Raw genomic sequence first — 21,627 nt, 5'->3', positions numbered from 1 at the left:
TTCTGATCCCAGACACGAATAGTTTATAACTAAGAATGCGAGCTGTGAATAATAGTTGATTTTAAGGGTAAAATTAATCAAATAGACTAACATAAATATTTATATATTTCGACTACATAATTGATACAATGAAGACGTATTTCACTATAAGAAAAACGTCAACTTGCCCTACAGATTACGGATTGTATGAATGCAGTTTAACTGATGAAGGGGAGAAATGCAGACTGCTAGCGTGCGTGCTACCTAGGCTAGCTAGTCCCTTAGAGATGGAAGAATTCAGGCCACTTTTTTAAAAAGAGACTTATCTCTTAATTTTTAGGAAATTTACATGCTTGAGCTTATTAGAAGGGCGAGAAAACTGTAAAAAAGATTACTTTGCGGTCTTGCCTAAGACCTTCAGCATACCCATCATTATACCTAGTCCACGTTGAATGTCAGGGTCTTTCATCATGGTTACAAGTTTACCCAAGGTCACGTTCTCAGGGTTCATCATAATCTTTTTAGCCTCTTCTCCTGTCCAAGCTTCAATCATAGTACTCAGTGGAGGGCTCATTGCCTTATTCAAGAATTCCAGGCCCTTGGGAAGGAAATCAAATACGAGGGAGAGAGTTGTACCCAAGTTAGTTATCGCATCGTCGTTCAAAGCGTCCCTAAGCGACTTGAGGGCATAGGACATGTTAATTAAGACGTCTAGGGTTCCGCTGTTCTTCAGGTCCATCACCCGGTTAAGTACCTCATTTAGCTCTGGAGCCTTAGCCAGAATTGCCTTCAGACCATCAGTAGTCCTAGGGTTCCAAGAACTCAATACTTCCATTAAGTTGGACATTGTACCGGCAAGGTTAGTTATGGCGTCGTCGTTCAAAGCGTCCCTAAGCGACTTGAGGGCATAGGACATGTTAATTAAGACGTCTAGGGTTCCGCTATCTCTAAGACTCTTGAGCCTAGTCATGGTGTCTTTCAGCACGTCCATGTTCTTAATAACTTCCTCTACATCACCCTGTCTCGCCTTCATTGAGCTTGCCACAACCATGAGGCTGGACATCATGTCTGCTAAGTTGCTTATCGCATCGTCGTTCAAAGCGTCCCTAAGCGACTTGGCTCCATAGCTTAAGTTAATTAGAACATCTAGGGCCCCGCTCTCCTTGAGCTGGTTTACTTTGTTTAATACCTCGTTTAGGGTAGACATATGGTCAATGAAGTTGGCTAGTTCCTCCATTTTTTTATCGTCAAGTTTCACTAGCACCTTATCTAGGTTTAGTTCAGTAGCCATGTTCTCACCATATGGAGATCAACTGCCCTCCCTCTACTTCCATAGCGAAGGAGGTAATACCGACTATATCATCCACTAGGTCGCTGTATTTATCCTTATCTAGCTTCATGATCTTGCTAGCGTAGGAGCAAGCGAATATCTTTAGCCTGCCAGACTTCTTCGCTCTCCTAAAGTGTTGATAAATGTCCTCGTTACTCTCCTTGATAGTCTTAGAGGAAGCGCTCTCCACCTTAATTTCTGGGTTCTTCAAGAACGCCTTTACTCCATCCATTGTTGCAAATATCACGACTTCGTTATCTAGGGCAGTGTATATGGCAGAGTGCATCCCAGCATAGGCTACTCTGTCCAACTCGTTGGTGCCAAGTATAATTCCAAATTTCATGGGGATTCCCTTTCAGACCACTGCCTTGGCAGTAACTGTCCAGTAGAGTTTGTTGTACATCAGTTTGCCCCACCAGTGGACGTAGGAAGGAGGAGGTGGAACTGGAGGTGCTGCGTAATTGAACCTAATGTAGGTAGCTGAGTCTAGACCTGTAGCAATGTAGCAGAATACCGAACCGTCGTAACTCTTCTTAAGTCCGTTCCCTCTAATTTCATTTGTAACGTTATTGGCTATGATATATGACTCGAAATCAGCGGTTGATCCAGCCTTGGATATGGGTATATCGGTCGTGTCGCCAATGACGAAAACGTTGGAATGATCCTTCATTCTTAGGCTGAACTTATCCGTAGGCACCCAGTTCCTCTTGTCACCTATACCAGAGTCGCCTATGACCTTGGCTCCTGTGTGGGGAGGAACTCCAATGGCTATGTCAAACTTGATCTTCTCTCCTTCCTGGGACTCCATGACCTTATCCTTTGCGTTCACGTTGGTAACGTTGAAAGGCGAAACTATTCTTATCCCCCTCTCTTGAAATATCTTAATCATTACGTCGTTGGTGGTCTTTATGCCAAATATTCCCGGGACTGGGTAGGTGTATATAATCTCAGTCTTGTCCCTTATCCCCCTCCTCCTTAACATGTCATCCAACATCAACGTAAGCTCCATTGGGGCTACTGGGCACTTGTGGGGTAGTTTCGCCACGTTCATTACAATAGTTCCGCCAGAGAACTGATCCAAAGCCTCCCTCAACTTCAGAGCGCTCTCAAAGTCCCAAGGAGAGTAGACAGCCTCCTTGTAGCCCGGAACTTCATCCCACCTTAAGTGGGAACCAGTCGCTATAACTAAGTAATCATAGGAGTGGGAAACTCCATCTGCAGTGACAACTGAATGGTTAGCTGGATCTATCTTGGTTACTTCACCCTTTTGGCCATGAAGTAACTTTATTCTATGATCCAATAGCTCCCTCTCGTTCCTGATTAGTTCTGCGGGGTCTTGAACGTTAAATGGGACTAGAGCTTGACCAGGCTGATAAGTGTGCCTATCGCTCTTGTCTACTACAACTATCTCAGCTTCTCCTTTCTCGATCTCCTCGGGCATCATTCTAGCCATTCTATTGGCCACTATTGTTCCAGCGATTCCTCCACCAACTACTATAACTCTCTTCATTTTGCTATCACCACCACAAACTTTCCGTTCTCATTCCTTTCGTTGACGACCTTGTAACCTTTCTTAGTAACGAATGCTACCACGTCCTTTTTTGTTGCCTCGTCGCCCAAAATAGCCTCCACTGCCTCACCCGGACTGATCTCCTCCAAAACCCCCGATAGTTCACCGAGGGGTCCAGCACATGATTGACCTGTTAGATCTAATTTTTTATATATCTTTAAGGACATTTTTATCATTATATACATGATCATTAGGCTTATAAACTTTTATTTAAAAGTGTTTATAATGGATTTTTTCATATATACTAAATTTAGAATAAAATAGTAAAAAACCGTAGAGCGAAATTTATGGGGCATTACAGACAAATAAAATTTCATTTAAGATGGAAGATTAGAGGAAGGGCCCCATCTAAACTTTAAGTCTGCCTCCTTTAATGTTAACCCCCCATACGGTTAAAAGCCGAGTCTCTGGGAGTTTCACAATATGGAACTGGGTTCGATAACTTTAACCAAGGAACAAGTTTTAAGGAAGTGCATAGCTATCCTTGGTATAAGGGGATCAGGTAAGTCCAACACCGCCAAGGTCATGTCGCAAGAACTAATGAGGGAAGGAATTCCCTTGGTAATAGTGGATCCGGATGGGGAGTACAGGGATCTCAATGCGGTCACTTTTGATAAGTTTAACGTCGATCCAGAGGAACTGGTTAACCTCCTGATGATAGGCAAGAGCCTGATACTGGACGTGAATGAGTGGAACGAGGAGGTCTTCAAGTTCCTAACTGAATTTTTCAATTATTTATGGGAAGTCTCGAAGGTTTATAGAAGAGACATGTTCATCTTGCTGGAGGAGGCTCACGAATTCATACCGCAGGGCGAGAGGAGTCCATTGAGTGACGTGCTAGTAAGAATAGCGTTGAGGGGGAGAAAGAGAGGCTTAGGAATGATCCTAGTTAGCCAGAGGTCAGCTAAGGTAAACAAGGACGTATTGACGCAGAGTGAGATATATTTCTTACACAAGGTTGTCCATCCTGTTGACATGAAGGTCTACAAGGAAATCCTCCCATTGAAGACCAAGGACTTCGATAAGGAGGTGAAGTCCATGTCCACTGGAGAGGCCATATTTTACAAGGATGGAGAGTTCACGAAAGTTTGGATAAGGAAATTCGATGAAATAACCTTGCCTAGTAACCCAGGTAATGGGCAAGGTGAGGGAGTCGAGATCTGACCTCAGAACCCCCTTTCGATTGGAACCCCAACCATATTTCCCCATTCCGACCACGAACCGTCATATAACCTGACCTTCTCCACGTTTAGGAGAAACTTGAGATAAAACCAAACGAGAGAGGCCCTGGCTCCGGTTCTACAGTATACTACTACCTCCTTATCACTATGAAGATCCAGCTTTAGTGAGTCAGGTGGAACGAGTTCCTCTGTGAGTTTGTCGAAGAAGTTGTTCCAAGGTATGTTTATGGCTCCGGGGATATGCCCTGAATTCTGGGCCTCCTCGTTGGGGTGCTCCGGTGGCGTGCTGACTTTACCTTCAAATTCTTCCCTATATCTTACATCGATCAGCTGAAATTGGTCTGAGCCCAGCTTGGATAGTATCTCCCAAACGAATATCCTGTCCTTCCAGTTTGGTTCATTAGCCTCATATTTCCTGGGAATGGGCTCTCTCTTATCCTTTTCCTTGGGTAGCTCCCTAAACTCCCAAGAAGATTTACCCCCGTTCAGCACGTAAACCTCTTTGTGACCAAAGGCTCTCATGACCCAGAAGGCGTAAAAGGCGTATCTATTGTTCAGGTCGCTGTAAAGAACTACTGCGTCATTCTCGGTTATCCCTGCATCTCCAAGCTTGGCTTCTAACCTCTCCTTCGGTCCAAAATCTCTCTTTAATGGATGAAGGAAGGAGCTCCAAGATAATGGAACAGCTCCAGGGACGTGCCATTCCAAATATGAGTCTAAGCCGAAAGATCCGTACGTAATCTCTACGATCTTATAGTCTTTTAGATTCGCTAATAGTCTGTCGGGGGAAATCAACATCATATCTACTTCAAAACCTCTTTATTAATAAATCATTCGTTAGTTGTGTAAACAATAAAATGGATCTAGACGAGCGATTTGAAGTTGTTGAGGCATTAGGAGCTCAAATTGCTAAACAATGGAGAAGTCTTTCGTGAATCTTAGTTTTGGAATTTGCTAATGCATAGAGCTTGGTAAATGATGTTTGAGCAATTTGGTAATTACCCTTCTGGTATTAATGATTCTGATAGGAGAACGGGAAAACCCAGCCCTTTAGGGTGTGGAGGGGGTCAGATTCTAGCTCTAGTCTCCCTTGAGTATCTCATCATATGATTCTGCTTGGGAACCATCAACCCCCACAAAGCTTAATGGTTGAGAATTAACGTCAAGCATTGCGAAATCCTATGAAACCCAAAACATCAAACCGATGTCGTTATAATCATTGACCTAGATTAAGTAGATTATGTGGAGGTTATCTTCCCTTCCGTTCTTCGAGAAGTGGTTTATCCTAGGTATAGTGTTGGGGGTAATTGCGGGGCTAGCAGCAGTGTTATTCTACCTGCTTCTTAGGATTACGGAAGACATTTTCATCTTCCAATTTTTAGGTATGACGTATCCTAGACCCGTAGGAGAAGGAGGCTCACTAATCTTTAAATTTCAACCTGGAAGGTACTTTCTCATTCCAGTATCATTGGCAATAGGTGGCCTAATCTCAGGATTTCTTGTGTACACTTTCGCTCCTGAGGCTGAAGGTCACGGAACCGATGCAGCCATAAAGGCATTTCATTATCTTCAAGGGAAGGTGAGATGGAGAGTAATTCCTATCAAGATATTAGCCTCAGCTATCACGATAGGTTCTGGGGGAAGTGCAGGGAGGGAGGGTCCCACAGCCCAGTTCGCATCAGGCGTAGGATCCATGGTGAGTGACCTGCTCAAATTGTCACCTGAGGACAGGAGAAGAGCTGTGGCCGTGGGTATAGGGGCAGGGATAGGTACGATCTTTAAGACCCCCATAGGAGGGGCCCTGTTGGCTGCCGAGATTCTATATAAGAGGGACATAGAACCTGAGATTATATACCCTGCCCTCATAGCCTCCGCAGTTGGCTACACCATATTTGGAATTACATTTGGATTTACACCGGTGTTTGGGTATTACACAGGGGCCTTCAATCCACTGAGGTTACCCCTTTTTGCTATACTAGGCGTCATCTCTGGACTATCGGCTATACTTTACGTTAAGACCTTCTATGGAGTAAACGCCCTATTCAAGAGAATTCCATTACCCAACTTATTGAAACCTGCAATTGGTGGCGCCATGGCTGGAACTGTAATTCTAGTAGCACCAGAGGTTTTGGGCACAGGATACGGTTGGATAAATCTTGCGGAGTTTGAAAAATTCTCGTCCTTTTATTCACCTTTACTTCCAGTAATAGCACTTCTTGTGGCACTCCCCTTCCTCAAAATAATTGCTACCTCTCTTTCCATAGGTTCTGGAGGTAGCGGAGGGGTATTCGCTCCAGGCCTGTTCATAGGGGCTTTCCTGGGTGCTGATGTTGGCCTCCTATTTCACTACCTCTTCCCCACGATAGTTCCGGACGTAGCCCCATTTGTAATTATTGGGATGATGTCCTTCTTCGCTGCAGCTGGAAAGGTTCCCCTATCAGTAATAATTATGGTTACAGAGATGACCTCGAGCCTACAACTTCTCCCAGGGGCTATGATTGCAGTTGCGATATCATACTTAGTATCTGGGAAATACACAATCTACAAGAGTCAAGTACCAACTAGGAAAGATTCCCCTGCTCATATGCCTGAATATGAGACTCCCGTTATGGAGAAAGTAAAGGTCTCACAGGCTACTATATCTGACGTCAAGGTTACGACCCAGGATCACGTAGAAGAGGCGTTGAACCTCATGATGAAGAACAACTTTCTAAGCCTCCCAGTCGTGGATGCTCTAAACCGGTTTTGGGGAATAGTGTACTATAACGAGATTAAGGACAGAAACCCAAATGAGAATATTACAAAGTATGTCATAAGGGGTTCACCTTACGTCACTTCCGAGTCGTCATTGGAGCAGGCTTGGGAAATAATGACTAGGACTAGGAGCAGGTGGGTAGCTGTGGTGGAGAAAGGAGAGTTTAGGGGAATCTTAACTCTAGACTCAATGCTGAAAGCATATGAGGCTGAGGTTAATAAAATAAGGCAGGCCGAGAAGAGAGGTAACTAAGGGTTATGCCAAGAGAATCTGAGTAACTCTCTTAATTACTCACAACCTGTTCCACAAAAAATAAAAGATGCCTCGCCCTTCAGGGTGTGGAGGAAATTAGAAACTCGGAATAACTTTTAACATTATGGAATCTCCTTTTCATCATCTTTGTTATTTAACTAACCAAAGAGTTTTTTAATCTAATACTTAAAACGAAATCGTGAACTCGTTTATTACGATCTATTTGATATTTGGTTCAATAACGCTTTCACTTTCGTTGGTCTACTTCCTATTAATATCCTACTTCTCTGTCAACTCTAAAAAGTTCGCCAGGAATCCGGTTAAGGATCTCTCCGATGTGACCGTTCTAATACCTGTATACGGGGAGGACGAAGCAGTCTTTAGAAAGGTGATATCTTCAGTGGCAAGACAAGGGGCGAGGATTCTCGTTGTGGGGGACGGATGTGATGAACCCTATAGGTCAATCGTTAACTCTGCAGGAGGAGAGTTCCTGAGGACTCCCGAGAGGTCAGGGAAAAGGGTTGCACTTTCTTTTGGAATAAACCACGTAAAGTCCAAATACGTATTACTCCTGGATAGCGATACCATACTCCCCCAAGACGGGTTGAAGAACATGCTTTCCATAATGGACAAGGACGTTGGTGGAGTTAGCGTGAACGTGAGGAACGTTAAAACGGGCAACACTTACTACCTAGCTGAACTCATTGAGAGATTAAAGGAGATGACCATGAGGGCGGTCAACGGTTCGGGTTACGCTATGCTTCTGAATGGGAAATGTTCCCTATATAGAGTGGATCTGATAAAGCCTTTTATGCAGACAGATGAGTTCAAGTACCCCACATTTCTGGGAAGGAGAGCCCTTATAGGAGATGACAAACAGTTGACCAACTACGTCATTTCCAAGGGGTTTAAAGCCATTGTTGACTTTGAGACTGTGGCGCTGACTTACCCGCCTGAGAACTTGAAGAAGCTGTCGAAACAACTCCTAAGGTGGTCCAGGGCTAACTACTACTTCTTCGCTAGGGAGATTAGGGATGGCACGATGTTGAAGAGGGGACCTGTGTACGTATACAACTTCTTTTACACTACAGTACTTCCATTCCTATTGACCGTTATGACAGTTTTGGATCTGTTCTTTATGGACTCAGTTTTGGCTGACACTAATCCAGTAGACTACGAGAATGCGGTTATCTATGGTGGGAATTTCATTCTACACTTACCCCTAATTATAGCAAAGAGGCTGCTGTTTACCTTCTTCGTAGGATACTTCCCCATTGCGCACCTTCATCCCAGGGTGCCCCAATTACACGCAAATCTCCTTCCGCGCATTAATCTGAAATACTCTATAATACTCGGTCATTTGGCCAATTACCTGACAATAGTGCCATTCGTCTACTCCCTTTGGAGGTTAATGGCTGAAGAAAAGCTGAAGACGCTTGTTATAGGCTCCCTTGGATTACTGATTCAGTGGATAGTAAGTTTTTACGCCTTATTAACGATCTGGGATCAGGATAAGTGGCTCACCAGATGAGTCATGGTATCCTTCAAATTTAGAACGAAATAAAGGTATGAGGTTAGCCCTGAAGGCACCTGAATTTACCCTGCCCTAGGGAGGCGGGGTTCTGCCCTTCGATTAGATCCACATTTTTCATAAGAAGATAGTCAATAGGACAGGAATCTGTTCTCATAGAGGTACATCATTCTACTAACATGACAGTCGTTCTTGTAACCTTTCTCTATGGATCAATTGCCTATAGGACACCCCTCATTCCCTCACTGCGATTAGGGAAATCAGCAAATTGGAGTTGATGGTCAACATAAACAAGTTTGAACTTTGTTTCCTAACTTGCCACTTAATCCAATACTAAATGAATGGTATTGCATCGGGCACCCTCTCCTATACCTGTTTTCTCTTTCGACTAAGTGGTCTAAGTCCTCAAGGGATCAGTACTCTTAGTAGATGACTCTTGGTAGTTAACAGGGAGACACGTTTGAGGATCGAATTAGCTTTTAGGTTTAAACTTTTCAAAGTTTATTGAAATTTGGTTTAAAAGGCTGAGTTTCAATTAGCAAGTATGCCAGAAATAGGTGAGAAGGCTCCCGATGTGGAGCTTGTAGACACTGAACTAAAGAAAGTTAAGATATCAGATTTCAAAGGTAAGATAGTAATACTAGCGTTCTACCCGGCAGCGTTCACATCGGTGTGCACTAAAGAGATGTGCAACTTCAGGGATTCACTAGCTAAGTTCAACAAGTTCAACGCTCAAGTGTTGGGGATTAGCGTGGATCCTCCCTTTAGCAATAAGGCGTTCAAAGAGGCGAACAAGTTAAACTTCCCGGTCTTGAGTGACTACAGGAGGGACGCCGTGAAGACTTACGGTGTAGATATGGAATTCCCTCCTCTTCCTGGTTACGTCATAGCCAAGAGGGCTGTCTTCGTTATAGATAAGGAAGGAAGGATAGCCTACAAATGGGTCTCGGAAGATTTGGGAAAGGAACCGAGCTATGAGGAGATAGAGAAAGTAGTTAGCAAACTAAACTCTTAAGTAATCTCAAAAATTTTTACACTTAAAAATAAATAAATTTTTTGGAGAAATTTCTAGAATATTACAAAATTAGCCGGACCCGGCTCCACACCCGCACATACCATACTCATCTATATCCAGGTTACATACTGGGCAGACGTAGCCAGACGTACCTGTATCGAAACATGGCTTCCCGTATTGCGAGAGGTGAGGGTTCATTAAGCTTTCCATTGGGTTGGAACTTACGCTGTTGAACCTTATCTTCCAGATCACTTTATCCTCTTTCAATAACGAAAACTCGATCTCCTTTCCACCTGTCATCTCCCTTATTTGATCATGTCTCAGTAAAACCTTTGTCATAACGTGAATATAGAACTAGTTGTTAATAAAGATTTCCAGTAGAAGTCTAAAAAATTTTAACTCAGTAGAACTGAGAGGATAGTTTATATTATTTATATATACAATTTTGTGGTAGAGGAAAATTAAAAAGATTATACAGTCATGCAGTCTAGAATACAGGGAAAGAGTCCCCACGTATGCCTAGCCTTGATTGTGAAGTAACATAAACAAGAAGAGGAACTTATTGAAACGTTTTCACAGATCATCGATTTTTATCTAGGAAGAATTGGACTTTTCCTAGAATGTCTACCCCAGAACCCCTTAAATCTCTCCTCATCCCAGACGCTTCCTCTCTCATGGTATCCCCTCTCCTCCCAATAACCATCTACGTAACTTCCCACTAGCTCTATTCCACTAACCCATTTCGCGCTCTTCCAACCATAGAGGTGAGGTATGAAAGGTCTAGCAGGGAACCCCTCTTCCTTACTTAGAGGCTTCCCGTCCATCATTAAAGCAAGGATGGAGTCCTCGTGCATTGCGTCTGACAGCGGAACCACTGAAGTGTACCCGTCCAAGGAGTAGAATATTACCCACTTTGCATCTGGACTAGGTTCTGCCTCTTGTATTAGCCTGGATAGCTTAATCCCTTGCCACCGAACGTTCATTACGCTCCATCCCGTTACGCAATGGAAGTCTCTAACGTAATCCACGTCCATCATTTTGAGTAAATCGTCGTAGGAGTACTCTTTCTCCCTTTTCACCAATCCCGAGATCTTGAGCCTGTACTCCTGGACCTTAACTTCAGGTACTCCCAAAGCTGCGTAGTATATGAACTTCCTAATTGGTCTCTGTCCTGGAGGTATCTGATTCTGTTTTTCCATAATCTTCGCATGGTCTCTGGACAATTTAAGCATGCGTAAGAAAATTTTTAAAACCAAGTATTACTCCCAAGATTCATAAAGTTATATTTCTTTGCTATTAATATTGGATTTATATGAATATATGACATACCCATTTATTCTAGTAAAAACTTTTTATACTAAAACTTTATAAATCTAGATAAACTAAACATGTGTGAGAGTATGGCACGAGTACAGAACTTAAATGAAGCAAACTCCACTAGACAAGAGTATCTTTTCCCTCTAAGGTTCGCAGTAGGTTGGATGTTTCTTGACGGTGGACTAAGAAAGGCTGTTTTAAAGCCGGCCAAGCTGGATCCAAACTCCTCATCGTTTGTAGGTGGTAAGCTTGTGAACTTCCTTCCACATGCAGGTCCTTTTAAGCCACTCCTATTGATGACATTGGAGAACAGGGCACTGGATGTTACCTTTTTAACAGTGTTTAGCTATCTAGAGATATTAGCTGGTCTTTTCATCATAATAGGTCTAGTGACCAGGTTGTCCTCCCTTGGGGCTCTGGCGATGTCCCTAGGGTTCGCTCCTGCATATTGGTTAGGTTCGACTTGCGAAGACGAATGGCAGATAGGGTCTCTCCTCACTGCAGGTGCTGTGGTTCTGATGCTTACAGCGTCAGGTAGAGTTTTCGGTTTAGATTATTACCTCTATAAGAGGTTTGGGGACAGACCAATTTCCAGGAAATTACCCCTCTTAAACATGATAAAGCTATGGTGAGCTAGATGGAGAGAACTATTATTATTGCAATAGTTTTCAGCGTGTTGGTAGCAGGATGGATATTGGCTACGGGGCAATGGGCTTACGGAAATGTGGTCGGTCCACTCGTGAATCATTCTAAGCTGCCTACCTTGGAAATTACCTACATAAATGCAGTTCCACAGGGCAACGGAACTCTATTAAAACTTAATGTAACGGACGTGAACGGCCCGGACGCGTATCCAGCCTCAGCTCCCATGATGGAGATATATAACTCTACATGGCACGTTTACCTTAACTCCTCCATGATTTCAAACTACACTGTAAAGGTGATTCAGGCCCCATGGAACTCCAACAAGAAGGACTACGTAAACTGGTACAGTGGGTTTGCGGTGATTTTGGGAAGTGAGGCTCAATTCCAGTTACTGTTACCAATACACCTTTCCCCTGGTACTTACCATGTAAGGTTGTTCACCCCAGCCGTCAGTCCTAAGGATCAGGCCGAAGCTAACTTTACAGTGGGTTGAAATTTCTATATCATATTGATTGCAAATATCGCAAAGTATGGTAAGTTATTTGTTTTTAAAATTTTAAATCTAATTTATCTATTATTGCTTTCGCTTTCAATCCAGGTTCTTCGAGGATGTAAGTGGGGATAGAGTCATCTACCTGTGCTGTACATATTGTCCAGGGGCTTAGACACTACAGACTTTATCTTAAACTTGAATAAACTAAAGGAGTCATGATATAGATACGATCCTTTGTTCGCAGTAACACCTGTTATCTAAAGTCCATTTCCCCGGTGGAGAAATGGATGAACGGAGGAACAGGAAAATTGGAACGTCTCCTTGATCTTTGACAAAAAGGATGAGGCTGACCTTTAAAGTAAGGAGTAACTGACCTCCTCCCCGCCCTAAAGGGCGAGGTTTGCCCTCCCTTTGTCATGAGTTAGTTGTAGAATACCCTTCTATTGAACGTGACTTTATTTCTTGAAATTGTGTCAATATCTAATAATAAATTTGACAAGTCGGTTAAAAATGAATCTAATGATAAAGAGAGAGTATATTTGGGTTAAGTTTATTATTTATGTAGTATCGATGTATTCATGAATAGAAGGGTTCTGATTATAGGTGTTATAGTACTAGTTTTAGGGCTGATAGTGGCAGTTGCAGGTTTCTTTGTGGCTAAATCGGGACTGGCCATCAGTACGCAAATCCTCAGTCCACAGGGGGAGAAGCAATTCCCATTGAAACCAGGCATTAACGTCCTCTCAATAGCTTATAATTCCAGTACTCCTCCTAAAGTAACAGTCACAGGAGCCAAGGTCGTACAGGAGTCCTCCTCAAAGGGTTCCATGGCCCTGGTAGTAAACGGGACGTCACCCTCAGTTACGGTAATCAACAATTCCACTTACCCAGAGTCCATCGCCGTAGGCACAGTGAGTGGTACTGGCACGGTGGCTTTTGGAGGACTGGCGTTCCTACTGGGTATAATACTATTCTTCGTAGGGTTAGGGATAGCGATCTACGGTTTAGTAAGAAAGTGAAGCGTGCCTGGACTATTGGTTCTGAGGATTGTCAGGCTCCCTATCGCACCTAGCCTTGTGGACGCAAAAGCCACATTGCCATTTCATCTCCTCATCAAGCTTGGCCTCAGCCTTAGGTGTGCTTTTCCCTTTTAAGGCAGAGTGGAGGATAAAAGCCCTCTCAAGGGTCTTCTTGTAAAGCTCCTCCTCGAACTCCACTTGGATCTCCTCCATGTCGAAGTTCGAACGGTCTACGTACAGGAGAATTCCCTTTGATTTGGGGAACGCCTTTAAGTAAAGGTTTAACTGCGCCTTGTGGTCCTTCCTGGGAAGAAACCCCTTGCTTAGTTTATTCCTTAGATCATCTACGCTCTTAACCTCCACCAAGTACCTCTCCTTGGTGAACTCAACTACTATTAGGTCGTCAGCCCTCCCGGAGATTACGATCTCGTGGTTAGTTGGATGGGGTATTCTTACTGGGACTTCGCTGGTTACCCTAACGCTTTCCTCCTTCTTGAGCAGCTCAGCTATAATGTCATGTAAGGCATTACCAAGGGTTGTAAACCTTGCAGAGTCCATTGAAAGCGGCATTGGGAAAACCCTGTCGTAGTACTGCTTCCTCAAACAGTTCCATAGTTGAGATGGCCAGTACTCGCCCTCGTAAGGGTCGTGATAGTCCTTCTCAACTAAGTTCCTGTAAATGATTTCCTTCACGACCATAAGATTTACTCGTGGTATTTCTATATAAGCATAGGGTGAATTATCATCCTAAATTTATAAACCGGCTGTCCAAATAATTACATGCCATTTGTAAACGAGAAGACCTACCAGAAGTACGTACAGGAGGGAAGGGAGGAAGAGTTCCACTCACAAGTGGAGGATGGGCTCAGAAAAGTTCGCGAAGAGGCTGGGTCAGATTACCCAATTCTTATAAACGATAGGGAACTGAAGACGTCCTCTAAAATTGTTGTGAGGAGCCCAGTGGACACTGAATTCGTTCTGGGTACGTTCCAGAAGGACGACGGACTACTCATGAGGAACGCAATAAAGGTCGCTAGGGATGCGTTCAATGAATGGAAGGACTCTGACTGGAGGGATAGGGTAGAGCTTACCGTTAAGGCAGCGTATGAGCTTAGGAGAATGAAGTACGAACTGGCGGGAATCATAACCTATGAAAACGGGAAGAACAGGTACGAGAGCGTCGCCGAGGTAGATGAGACCATAGATTACTTCAATTATTACGCGCAGGTCCTTGAGGAGAACAGGGGTTACGTCAAGGAGATGGAGGGGAGAATAGTGAAGGGGGAAAATGGTGTCTCAGTGATGAGGCCTTACGGTGTGTGGGTTATAATATCCCCCTTCAACTTCCCCTTGGCTATAACGGCGACCATGACTTTAGGGGCACTTATCACTGGTAACACGGTTGTGATCAAGCCGTCTTCAGATACCCCATTATCTGCCTTTAAGTTGGCCACTATCCTGAGGAGAGTAGGGTTCCCACAAGATGCCGTGAACTACGTGACAGCTCCTGGCGAGGTAGTATCCAAGGTCTTGGAGGACTCCTTAGAAGTAGCAGGTTTTGCCTTCACTGGGTCTAGGGAGGTTGGACACTCTCTCCTAAAGAGCTTCGTGAGCAAGAAGCCTAGACCTGCTGTGCTGGAGTTAGGAGGAAAGAACGCCACAGTGATTACCTCCAAGGCTGACCTTAAGAAAGCCGTTGAGGGGGCCTTCCGAGGAGCTTTCGGTTTTGGAGGACAGAAGTGTAGTGCCACTTCAAGGATATTTGTTGAAGCGTCAGTTTACCAGGAATTCTTGACCAGGTTTAAGGCTAAAGTGGAGTCCACGGTTATAGGAGACCCTAGGGTTAGGACCACATTTTTGGGTCCGTTAATTAATAAGAAAGCAATAGAGAAATATAGAAGATACGTGGATCAGGCCGTATCAGAGGGAGGTAGGATACTTACTGGTGGAAGAGTTAAGGAAGAAGAAAAGACGTATCTAGTGGAGCCCACGGTAGTAATAGATCTACCTTACACTAGCTCCCTGTGGAGAACGGAGCTCTTCGTGCCCATCGTCTTAATTAAGGAGGTGCAAAATCTAAAGGAAGCCCTTAGGCTGGTCAATGACGTAGACTACGGCCTCACTGCAGGAATCTTCTCGTCTGATAGGGAGGAAATAAAGTACTTTTTTAACAATGTGGAAGCTGGGGTAGTGTACGCTAATAGAGAGTCGGGCTCAACAACCGGCGCCATGCCTGGCGTCCAACCGTTCGGTGGATGGAAGGACTCGGGCTGGACCGGAAGAAACGCGGGAGGTCCTTACTACCTTCTCTCCTTCTTGAGGGAGCAGGCAAGGACCACATACGAATAGACTCAAGAATCAAGGAAAGGATTATCAGAAAGGTAAAATCCAATTAGAAGGATACAGTCGACCTTAAACCCATAACTTGAGAAGCCTCACTCCAGGTTACTTCCAACGCTGTTTAATAGGTGCATTATTTTTAGCATCCTAAAGTACTCTTGTCGAACCAAATTGATCTGCAATCCATCAATTCTCTCTAGATCTAATTTTCTGCTAAATTTTTTTAGCAATGATAGAAAGCAACCGTTGGCAAATACTTCCACCCCTGCTACTATGTCCAGAGACCTAAGCCTCGGAAGGAATAACTTTATTCTATCTCTGACCAGTAACACGTCCTCACAGTTGATACTTTTGGAAACGTAAATGAGGACGATCCCCGAATCCATCAGGTCGAGGAAGCTGTGCTCAAATAGTTTAACCCTCACTCCCCTTTCTATAGTTTGAAAGGACTTCGGCGTAAATCCTCCCTCCACTAACGCCCTGTTCAATAACTCCAGTCTATCCACAACAGATTTTAAATGGGACTACTATAAAACGTTTGATAAGAATTTGAACAGGAACCTTTTCCCATTTCAACACTCAAGTGAAAAAGTATTGTAAAATGAGATAGCCCTCGGCATAAATAACGAATGTTAAAACTAGAAGTCGTCCTTGCCTAGGACTCCATTTAGAAAGGGGTTTGAAGTAACCTCTTCCTTAAGAGTTGTTGAATCTCCATGTCCCGGTAACACTTCATTAACTTTCAGGTCCTTTATCCTGTTCAGGGAGTCAATTAATTTCTCCTTATCCCCTCCGAGGTCATAGCGGCCTACAGTCCCCCTAAATAGCGTGTCTCCAGTGAATATTTTGTCCTCTACCACCATGGATACGCTCCCCAAGGTGTGACCAGGGGTACTCAGCACCTGGACGACGGAATCTCCAACCCTTATCTCGTATCCGTCCTTTAAGTCGTCATCAGGCTCGGGAGGCATTTCCCTCCAATCGTAGTACAGGGGCATCAGATCCACGTCATTTAAGTTCAACAGGAACTTTGCTCCCTGCCTCTTGAGGGGTTCAACTCCCAGCACGTGATCAAAATGACCATGGGTTGAAATAACGTACTTCAGGTGAAGGTTATTGCCCTTGAGGAAGTTGATTACACCCTCTGGGTCCCCACCGGGATCTATGACAACAGCCTCATTTGAGCTGTACAAAACGTAACAATTGGTATTAAGTGGACCTATCACGAATTTTTTTACATGCATGCGTACTATTAGCGTTTTTAAAAAATAAGTGTTGCTTTGGACTGGGAACTCTTGAGGGCGAACTCCGAGACTCCGCTTACCTTCACCTTATAGATGAACTGGTCCTCATGGATGTTCTTTACCCTCATCCCAAACTCACATGCGGTCATCTCAAGCTCCTCCCCTGCCAGTTCGACGAGGTTATCCAGGTAGTACTTCAGGTTCTTGGTACCGTTTAGGGAGATCTTCTCTGACTCAGCTGTGAGGGCCCTTAGGGCGTCCATTGTGAAGAACATGTAAACCTTATTTCCGCTAGAGGCGTACCCAATGGCTGTAATAACTCCCATCATCATCTTTTCCTCATTCCCTGATATCATCATAAATGAGTACATATCGGTCATGCTCCTACCTCCTTAGACTCGACATACCTCACGAGGGAGTACCAGAACATTATCAGCCCGACGTACACCACAGTGTAGCAGATCCATGTTGTGGCCTCCAAGTATCCCTGGAATTGTGCCGGATTTACGTAAATTGCAAAGTTGGCCTGATTTAAAGCTAAATTGTCAGCGTTAAACAGGTAGACCTTGCTGAATTGATACCACCCTATGGCAAACAGGGACAGCACCAATGGCGCTATTACCCTCCTCAATGGATAGGACTTGGCTTTAGTCTTTGACTTCTCGACTTCCATTTTACAACCTCTCCTGGACCTTGACTGCTAGGTACACACCTGCTAACATGCCCCCTAGGAATATGTATCCATCGTATCCTAGTTGGCCGAAATTAGTCCACATCAACCCTACGTTACAACCTAAGGCCATTCTGACTCCTATCCCGACCAGCATCCCACCAACGAAGCCTATGGCCAACCTTTTCCTGTCCTTAGGTATCCTGATCTTGAAGTCACCGCTTAAGAAGGACGCTGCGAAAGCCCCAACGCAGAGCATGACCACCATCAACGTGCTGGGATCTACGATAGGGAGAGAATCGTTAAACCAAGGTGTATTGGTGAAAAGGTTTATTCCTAAAGGCATCAAGATGTACTCGAAGAACCTTCCACCGTCGGACGACGTAATTACCAGGTAGTTAAAAGTGTACCCAGCCCCAACTATGAAGACCAATAGCATATCTAGGGCTAGTATCACAGTTGAAAGGTTAGTCCCGTAAGGCTTCTTGAGGAGTAACATCTCCTTAGCTTCTTTCAGTCTCATGGAACTTGGAACTGTCGTAGGTGTTGGAATTCCAGGTCCCATGGCGTTGGCGAACTTTACTCCCTGAATACCCATGGAGGAACCAGAGCCGGAGAGACCAGAGCCGGAGAGGGTTTTCCCCCACTTACCCCTAGTCCTCATCTGTAAGTATATCCCCAAGAAGATTAGGGGTAGGGAGACTATCATGGTAGTGACGTAAACTGACATGTTGGAGACTGAGTGGAATAGAACGTACGGAAGGTACTCCACGTATCCACCTGAACTTGTGGAGAATATCCCAGCTTGCATAGTATAGGACTGAAAAGGCCAGATTGCGACTGCAAACACGTAAGTTCCTATCATCATTCCGAACAACTCAATCCAGTTCTGCACGTATCCGCTACTCGCTCTATATAACATGGACAAGTTACACCCACCGGCCAACGCCGCCCCAAATCCGAAAATAAAGGAGCCCACTAAGATGTACCATCCCGCAAAGTAGTTGTTGAAGTATTGGTCAACCGCTGGGATAAACCCAAAGGCCACAAGAAGACCTGTTCCCAAGGCTGTCAAACCAAAGAGGACTAAGAGAGCTCCGAACCTCTCGAAGCTCTTGGTAGTGAAGATTGACGTCATGGCATTTACGAAACAATAATTCCCCCTTTGGGCCACCCAGCCTAGAATGAAGCCAGACAAACCAAATAGGCCGAATATCAGAGCCCAAGATTCAGAAAAAACAGGTTCGAGTATCATGGAAGGAGTGGTCAATACTAACCCACCTTTAGTATCCTGAACTTGTATACATCCCCGTCCTTAAATACTGCGTATGGATAGCCTAGGTTCTTGCACAGGGAAGGTAGCGTTACGTCCACTGCAGGCTGATGGTCCGTAAGGACTTCCAGGACCTGTCCAGCCTTCATTTTCCTTAATTTCTTCCCAGCCATCATCTCAGGTACAGGGCAGGACTCACCTATTACGTCCAACGTATCATCTGGTTCTCTCGTCTTGAGAGGTTCCGAGGACACTTTTTCACCCAATATTAAATAATAACGTCAATCTTTTAAGTTGTACTCTTTTTTAAATGGTTTTTTACACTGAGTAAAAAATTAGTAAATTAAGAGGATAAATATAACTATCAGATATACTAGAGAACCTAGAACTAACCATGGGAGAGGTCTCTCCACTATCCGTAACTTGCGCTGAATTAACTGGTCCACAGATAGATAACCTGGACCTTTAGCTACTAGGTATAAGTTAAAGAGCATGAGCAGGAGGTTAATTCCGTACTCCTCAGTCCCAGTCCAGTAGGCTGAGAGGAAGTATATCAGGTTGGTGTAAAAAGCTACAGTCCCTGCCAGTCTAGACATGAAACCGAGCAGGGTTAGGACCCCAAAACTGATCTCCCCGATCATGACTAGGATACCCACGAGCTGTGGATGCGGGAAAACTACGGAGTAAAGGAAGGCTCGAATGGGAGACCCCTCAGCTAAGTATTGGAGGGTAAAACCTATATACGCAGTAGAACCAGGGTTTAGGAACCCAGGGTTTAAGAGCTTATTGAAGACCCCGGCGTCAATCCATATGCTGGCAACAGCAATCCTAACTAGCGTTTGCCAAAGGTCTGTCTCTCCCTTAAGAGACTTCATTCTTGTTCGCCCTCCTCACTAGTTGTGATGATATTAAAGATATTTGCCATATCCCAATGCCTAGGAGCAAAATACCGGCTATGGTCGGGGATAGAAGCAAAACAGCTTGAAGGACACCTCCAGTCCACGCCCCCGCAATGAAGGCTCCATACTTCCAAGTTAACCCTTTGGTCACTGCTGGGTAACTACCTGACAACAGGTAAAGTAAGGAATTCATAGCGGTAGGGGTCAGGCAACAAATTCCAGCTATAGTCCCTAAGGACGGTATTGACGCTGTCAGGAATCCTGCAGTTGTATTTATGGTGCCAAGCCTGAATGACTTAGGCACCATCCACGTGTTGACTCCACTAGAGACGTAAATGAGGGACATCACATAATAGGAAAATATCAAGGAGAGGGTTAGGACGACATCATTTAACACTCCCAAAGCTATCATGGGGAAATTAAGGACAAGCGGACCTAACGTAGGAATCCCCAGGCCTTGATAAGTCAGGTACGTTAAGGAAATGAAATACGAGCTCACATTGACATTGGGGACCAATAGGAGCCCTGACACAATGAGGAAACTTAGGAAGTAGCCCGGGACATAGGACAGGACCAAGGCTCTCCCTACACTGTCCTTGAGCGTGGCCTTGAGTACAGCTCTCAGTCTCATGGGGCCGTGGACTAAGATAAACCTTCCCCTCTTGGACCTATAGATTATTGCGCCCACAAGCGAGCTCAAGATCACGTAAAGTATCACAAAGAGCAAGAAAGGTTTAATGAATGTAGACTGTCCGGTGTCAGCTAGGGGGGAATACCAGACTCCTACGACCCTTACAGCATTAACTACTATGGGTAAGAAAATTGTGGAATTGAAAAAGATGAACACGTACAAAAAAGGGTTTATTGGCTTCATTTCTTTCACCCAATTACTTGGATCAACAGTGTAGACCTGTAACTGGAGGTAACATAACCTGGTTAACTAGGTATGTACCCATACTCTGGGAAATCGGTATAACTATTGCGGGGGCTGTCGTCAGAGGTAGCGTGGTGCTCACAGAGAGACTGGAAAGGGAAATCAAGACTATCATGCCTCCAGTCTGAACGCTTCCGTGGATTACGACGTATGCGTAACTCCCTCCAGGAGTTATCTCAATATCAGCTAGTCCAGCAGGAGTTATTTGGGGTAACGGTATCTCCTTAACTATTTGGAAGTTGGAGGTTGAAATTACAACTACCGTGTCGTTGTTACTTGGTGCCTCTAGGTAGTATTGACCGCTAGGGGTGAAAACTCCCCTTTGAGGAGTCAGTCCTTTAGGCATCTGCACCATTCCTAAGTATTGTAGGGAAGGCAACGAATAGAACCCCACTGAGTTGTTTCCTGCAAATTCTACTGCGACCATCGTCCCCTGCTGGTTCGGACTTACCATATAGGGTTGTGATCCCAGTGATGTAGGTCTCACGACCAGCACTGTCCCATTGGAAGCGCTAATTAAGTCAACGCTGTTGTTGAACCTCATGGGGACGACCAAAGACGATCCATCAGGAGTCCATCTAACGTCGCAGGGATAGTAAGTTTTTCCTGTTGTCGGAGAAACAAATTTCTGAGACCAAACCGTCTGAAGGGTCTGAGTATTGATCACCTCCAAAACCCCTGAAGGACCGTCAGCTATAGCTGCATACTGTCCGTTTGGAGAAATAGAAACGCCGATGAACCCCACGGATGACCCAACTTCCAAGGTCTTAACGACCTTAAAGGTAGTAGTATTTATAACGAAAACAGTACCATTATTCAGGGGCATGAATAGTACTTTCATATTAGCTCCTCCCTCAACTTCCTCCCAGTAGTAGACCTGGGTCGGGACGCTTGTGGAGATGTTGACTACCCTTGTGAATCCAAGGAAGTTTTGGCTAGAGCTAAACGGATTCAGAACTTGAGCTATCCCCTTCTGGGTAAGTGCCAGAAAGTAGAAATTGTTATTTGGAGTACTAGTGCTCGTTGAGGTAGTGTTACTGCTACTGGTTGGGGTCGTAGTGGTGGTTGTACTCGTGCTCGATGGAGAAGTTGAGCTTTTCATCATAATGTAAGCAGCTCCTATTCCCACTAGAAGTATGACCACAATACCTACTATTAATAATACCTTATAGTTCATACA

At 44.4% G+C, this 21,627-nt stretch carries 25 protein-coding genes; 8 read left to right on the top strand and 17 right to left on the bottom strand.

Annotation, left to right across the window (positions count from 1 at the left end; all coding sequences use genetic code 11):
- Positions 1-370: 370 nt before the first annotated feature.
- Genes GWK48_RS07185 through GWK48_RS07170 form a run of 4 tightly spaced genes read right to left on the bottom strand, consistent with a single transcriptional unit; the run spans position 371 to position 3,046 of the window.
- Positions 371-1,270 (bottom strand): helical membrane plugin domain-containing protein, encoded by a 900-nt coding sequence (locus tag GWK48_RS07185; RefSeq protein WP_174630915.1) that lies wholly within the window; start codon positions 1,268-1,270, stop codon positions 371-373.
- Between the two features lie 4 nt (positions 1,271-1,274).
- Positions 1,275-1,652 carry a DsrE family protein gene (locus GWK48_RS07180; RefSeq protein WP_174630913.1) on the bottom strand — a complete coding sequence of 126 codons (378 nt, stop codon included), beginning with the start codon at positions 1,650-1,652 and terminating at the stop codon, positions 1,275-1,277.
- Between the two features lie 12 nt (positions 1,653-1,664).
- Positions 1,665-2,819: an NAD(P)/FAD-dependent oxidoreductase gene (locus GWK48_RS07175; protein ID WP_174630911.1), complete on the bottom strand. Its 1,155-nt coding sequence runs from the start codon at positions 2,817-2,819 to the stop codon at positions 1,665-1,667.
- Complete coding sequence (locus tag GWK48_RS07170) at positions 2,816-3,046, bottom strand: sulfurtransferase TusA family protein (RefSeq protein WP_246263771.1); 231 nt, start codon at positions 3,044-3,046, stop codon at positions 2,816-2,818. Before GWK48_RS07170 ends, GWK48_RS07175 begins: the two co-directional genes overlap by 4 nt.
- A 256-nt stretch (positions 3,047-3,302) precedes the next feature.
- Between GWK48_RS07170 and GWK48_RS07165 the strand changes: the two genes are divergently transcribed.
- Positions 3,303-4,043, top strand: coding sequence for an ATP-binding protein (locus tag GWK48_RS07165; RefSeq protein ID WP_174630909.1), 741 nt, complete (start codon positions 3,303-3,305; stop codon positions 4,041-4,043).
- 2 nt (positions 4,044-4,045) lie between these two features.
- Here the strand turns inward: GWK48_RS07165 and GWK48_RS07160 are convergent, their stop codons facing one another.
- Positions 4,046-4,861, bottom strand: coding sequence for a sulfurtransferase (locus tag GWK48_RS07160; RefSeq protein ID WP_246263770.1), 816 nt, complete (start codon positions 4,859-4,861; stop codon positions 4,046-4,048).
- 439 nt (positions 4,862-5,300) lie between these two features.
- Here GWK48_RS07160 and GWK48_RS07155 point away from each other — a divergent pair, with 439 nt between their 5' ends.
- The 3 genes from GWK48_RS07155 (at position 5,301) to GWK48_RS07145 (ending at position 9,613) form a co-directional block, all read left to right on the top strand.
- Entirely contained in the window at positions 5,301-7,067 is a 1,767-nt protein-coding gene (locus GWK48_RS07155) for a chloride channel protein (RefSeq protein ID WP_174630907.1), read from the top strand.
- A gap of 199 nt (positions 7,068-7,266) precedes the next feature.
- Entirely contained in the window at positions 7,267-8,598 is a 1,332-nt protein-coding gene (locus tag GWK48_RS07150) for a glycosyltransferase family 2 protein (RefSeq protein WP_174630905.1), read from the top strand.
- 544 nt (positions 8,599-9,142) lie between these two features.
- Positions 9,143-9,613: a peroxiredoxin gene (locus GWK48_RS07145; RefSeq protein ID WP_174630903.1), complete on the top strand. Its 471-nt coding sequence runs from the start codon at positions 9,143-9,145 to the stop codon at positions 9,611-9,613.
- A gap of 69 nt (positions 9,614-9,682) precedes the next feature.
- Here the strand turns inward: GWK48_RS07145 and GWK48_RS07140 are convergent, their stop codons facing one another.
- Positions 9,683-9,952: a hypothetical protein gene (locus GWK48_RS07140; RefSeq protein ID WP_174630902.1), complete on the bottom strand. Its 270-nt coding sequence runs from the start codon at positions 9,950-9,952 to the stop codon at positions 9,683-9,685.
- Between the two features lie 251 nt (positions 9,953-10,203).
- A complete protein-coding gene (locus GWK48_RS07135) occupies positions 10,204-10,812 on the bottom strand; it encodes a sulfite oxidase-like oxidoreductase (RefSeq protein WP_174630900.1) in 609 nt (202 codons plus the stop codon).
- Positions 10,813-11,013: 201 nt separating this feature from the next.
- On the opposite strand from GWK48_RS07135, the gene doxD reads away from it, so the two are divergent.
- From doxD to GWK48_RS07120, 3 genes are all read left to right on the top strand, one after another.
- The gene (gene doxD, locus GWK48_RS07130) at positions 11,014-11,562 is read left to right on the top strand and encodes a thiosulfate:quinone oxidoreductase large subunit (protein ID WP_174630898.1); all 549 of its coding nucleotides are present in this window, start codon (positions 11,014-11,016) and stop codon (positions 11,560-11,562) included.
- Between the two features lie 5 nt (positions 11,563-11,567).
- Positions 11,568-12,068: a thiosulfate:quinone oxidoreductase small subunit gene (gene doxA / locus GWK48_RS07125; protein WP_174630896.1), complete on the top strand. Its 501-nt coding sequence runs from the start codon at positions 11,568-11,570 to the stop codon at positions 12,066-12,068.
- Positions 12,069-12,646: 578 nt separating this feature from the next.
- Positions 12,647-13,087, top strand: a complete 441-nt coding sequence (locus GWK48_RS07120; RefSeq protein ID WP_174630894.1) for a hypothetical protein — start codon at positions 12,647-12,649, stop codon at positions 13,085-13,087.
- 12 nt (positions 13,088-13,099) lie between these two features.
- Here the strand turns inward: GWK48_RS07120 and GWK48_RS07115 are convergent, their stop codons facing one another.
- Positions 13,100-13,786: a PD-(D/E)XK nuclease family protein gene (locus GWK48_RS07115; RefSeq protein ID WP_174630892.1), complete on the bottom strand. Its 687-nt coding sequence runs from the start codon at positions 13,784-13,786 to the stop codon at positions 13,100-13,102.
- 81 nt (positions 13,787-13,867) lie between these two features.
- Between GWK48_RS07115 and GWK48_RS07110 the strand changes: the two genes are divergently transcribed.
- On the top strand, positions 13,868-15,436 hold the full coding sequence (locus GWK48_RS07110) for an aldehyde dehydrogenase family protein (protein WP_174630890.1): 1,569 nt from the start codon (positions 13,868-13,870) through the stop codon (positions 15,434-15,436).
- A gap of 86 nt (positions 15,437-15,522) precedes the next feature.
- Here GWK48_RS07110 and GWK48_RS07105 read toward each other — a convergent pair whose 3' ends face one another.
- The 9 genes from GWK48_RS07105 to GWK48_RS07065 all read right to left on the bottom strand — a co-directional run bounded on the left by GWK48_RS07105 (position 15,523) and on the right by GWK48_RS07065 (position 21,624).
- Complete coding sequence (locus GWK48_RS07105) at positions 15,523-15,933, bottom strand: hypothetical protein (protein ID WP_174630889.1); 411 nt, start codon at positions 15,931-15,933, stop codon at positions 15,523-15,525.
- Positions 15,934-16,065: 132 nt separating this feature from the next.
- Positions 16,066-16,671: an MBL fold metallo-hydrolase gene (locus GWK48_RS07100; RefSeq protein WP_174630887.1), complete on the bottom strand. Its 606-nt coding sequence runs from the start codon at positions 16,669-16,671 to the stop codon at positions 16,066-16,068.
- Positions 16,672-16,688: 17 nt separating this feature from the next.
- Entirely contained in the window at positions 16,689-17,051 is a 363-nt protein-coding gene (locus GWK48_RS07095) for a DsrE family protein (protein ID WP_174630885.1), read from the bottom strand.
- Entirely contained in the window at positions 17,048-17,344 is a 297-nt protein-coding gene (locus GWK48_RS07090; RefSeq protein WP_174630883.1) for a hypothetical protein, read from the bottom strand. Before GWK48_RS07090 ends, GWK48_RS07095 begins: the two co-directional genes overlap by 4 nt.
- Before the next feature lies 1 nt (position 17,345).
- Positions 17,346-18,596: a YeeE/YedE family protein gene (locus GWK48_RS07085; protein ID WP_174632650.1), complete on the bottom strand. Its 1,251-nt coding sequence runs from the start codon at positions 18,594-18,596 to the stop codon at positions 17,346-17,348.
- 17 nt (positions 18,597-18,613) lie between these two features.
- On the bottom strand, positions 18,614-18,868 hold the full coding sequence (locus GWK48_RS07080) for a sulfurtransferase TusA family protein (protein ID WP_174630881.1): 255 nt from the start codon (positions 18,866-18,868) through the stop codon (positions 18,614-18,616).
- Positions 18,869-18,949: 81 nt separating this feature from the next.
- Positions 18,950-19,489 carry a TQO small subunit DoxD gene (locus tag GWK48_RS07075; RefSeq protein ID WP_174630880.1) on the bottom strand — a complete coding sequence of 180 codons (540 nt, stop codon included), beginning with the start codon at positions 19,487-19,489 and terminating at the stop codon, positions 18,950-18,952.
- The gene (locus GWK48_RS07070; RefSeq protein WP_174630878.1) at positions 19,476-20,387 is read right to left on the bottom strand and encodes a hypothetical protein; all 912 of its coding nucleotides are present in this window, start codon (positions 20,385-20,387) and stop codon (positions 19,476-19,478) included. Before GWK48_RS07070 ends, GWK48_RS07075 begins: the two co-directional genes overlap by 14 nt.
- Before the next feature lie 22 nt (positions 20,388-20,409).
- Complete coding sequence (locus tag GWK48_RS07065; RefSeq protein ID WP_174630876.1) at positions 20,410-21,624, bottom strand: YncE family protein; 1,215 nt, start codon at positions 21,622-21,624, stop codon at positions 20,410-20,412.
- Between the last annotated feature and the right edge of the window lie 3 nt (positions 21,625-21,627).

The organism is Metallosphaera tengchongensis (assembly GCF_013343295.1).
Lineage (GTDB): Archaea > Thermoproteota > Thermoprotei_A > Sulfolobales > Sulfolobaceae > Metallosphaera > Metallosphaera tengchongensis.
Note: the sequence above shows the minus strand (reverse complement) of the source record. Positions and strands in the feature narration are given on the sequence as shown.

Bases quoted from the DNA above. Each gene is read 5' to 3' on its own strand.
- GWK48_RS07185 (WP_174630915.1), bottom strand. From the start codon at position 1,270: ATGGCTACTGAACTAAACCTAGATAAGGTGCTAGTGAAACTTGACGAT.
- GWK48_RS07180 (WP_174630913.1), bottom strand. From the start codon at position 1,652: ATGAAATTTGGAATTATACTTGGCACCAACGAGTTGGACAGAGTAGCC.
- GWK48_RS07175 (WP_174630911.1), bottom strand. From the start codon at position 2,819: ATGAAGAGAGTTATAGTAGTTGGTGGAGGAATCGCTGGAACAATAGTG.
- GWK48_RS07170 (WP_246263771.1), bottom strand. From the start codon at position 3,046: ATGTCCTTAAAGATATATAAAAAATTAGATCTAACAGGTCAATCATGT.
- GWK48_RS07165 (WP_174630909.1), top strand. From the start codon at position 3,303: ATGGAACTGGGTTCGATAACTTTAACCAAGGAACAAGTTTTAAGGAAG.
- GWK48_RS07160 (WP_246263770.1), bottom strand. From the start codon at position 4,861: ATGATGTTGATTTCCCCCGACAGACTATTAGCGAATCTAAAAGACTAT.
- GWK48_RS07155 (WP_174630907.1), top strand. From the start codon at position 5,301: ATGTGGAGGTTATCTTCCCTTCCGTTCTTCGAGAAGTGGTTTATCCTA.
- GWK48_RS07145 (WP_174630903.1), top strand. From the start codon at position 9,143: ATGCCAGAAATAGGTGAGAAGGCTCCCGATGTGGAGCTTGTAGACACT.
- GWK48_RS07140 (WP_174630902.1), bottom strand. From the start codon at position 9,952: ATGACAAAGGTTTTACTGAGACATGATCAAATAAGGGAGATGACAGGT.
- GWK48_RS07135 (WP_174630900.1), bottom strand. From the start codon at position 10,812: ATGGAAAAACAGAATCAGATACCTCCAGGACAGAGACCAATTAGGAAG.
- doxD (WP_174630898.1), top strand. From the start codon at position 11,014: ATGGCACGAGTACAGAACTTAAATGAAGCAAACTCCACTAGACAAGAG.
- doxA (WP_174630896.1), top strand. From the start codon at position 11,568: ATGGAGAGAACTATTATTATTGCAATAGTTTTCAGCGTGTTGGTAGCA.
- GWK48_RS07120 (WP_174630894.1), top strand. From the start codon at position 12,647: ATGAATAGAAGGGTTCTGATTATAGGTGTTATAGTACTAGTTTTAGGG.
- GWK48_RS07115 (WP_174630892.1), bottom strand. From the start codon at position 13,786: ATGGTCGTGAAGGAAATCATTTACAGGAACTTAGTTGAGAAGGACTAT.
- GWK48_RS07110 (WP_174630890.1), top strand. From the start codon at position 13,868: ATGCCATTTGTAAACGAGAAGACCTACCAGAAGTACGTACAGGAGGGA.
- GWK48_RS07100 (WP_174630887.1), bottom strand. From the start codon at position 16,671: ATGCATGTAAAAAAATTCGTGATAGGTCCACTTAATACCAATTGTTAC.
- GWK48_RS07095 (WP_174630885.1), bottom strand. From the start codon at position 17,051: ATGACCGATATGTACTCATTTATGATGATATCAGGGAATGAGGAAAAG.
- GWK48_RS07090 (WP_174630883.1), bottom strand. From the start codon at position 17,344: ATGGAAGTCGAGAAGTCAAAGACTAAAGCCAAGTCCTATCCATTGAGG.
- GWK48_RS07085 (WP_174632650.1), bottom strand. From the start codon at position 18,596: ATGATACTCGAACCTGTTTTTTCTGAATCTTGGGCTCTGATATTCGGC.
- GWK48_RS07075 (WP_174630880.1), bottom strand. From the start codon at position 19,489: ATGAAGTCTCTTAAGGGAGAGACAGACCTTTGGCAAACGCTAGTTAGG.
- GWK48_RS07070 (WP_174630878.1), bottom strand. From the start codon at position 20,387: ATGAAGCCAATAAACCCTTTTTTGTACGTGTTCATCTTTTTCAATTCC.
- GWK48_RS07065 (WP_174630876.1), bottom strand. From the start codon at position 21,624: ATGAACTATAAGGTATTATTAATAGTAGGTATTGTGGTCATACTTCTA.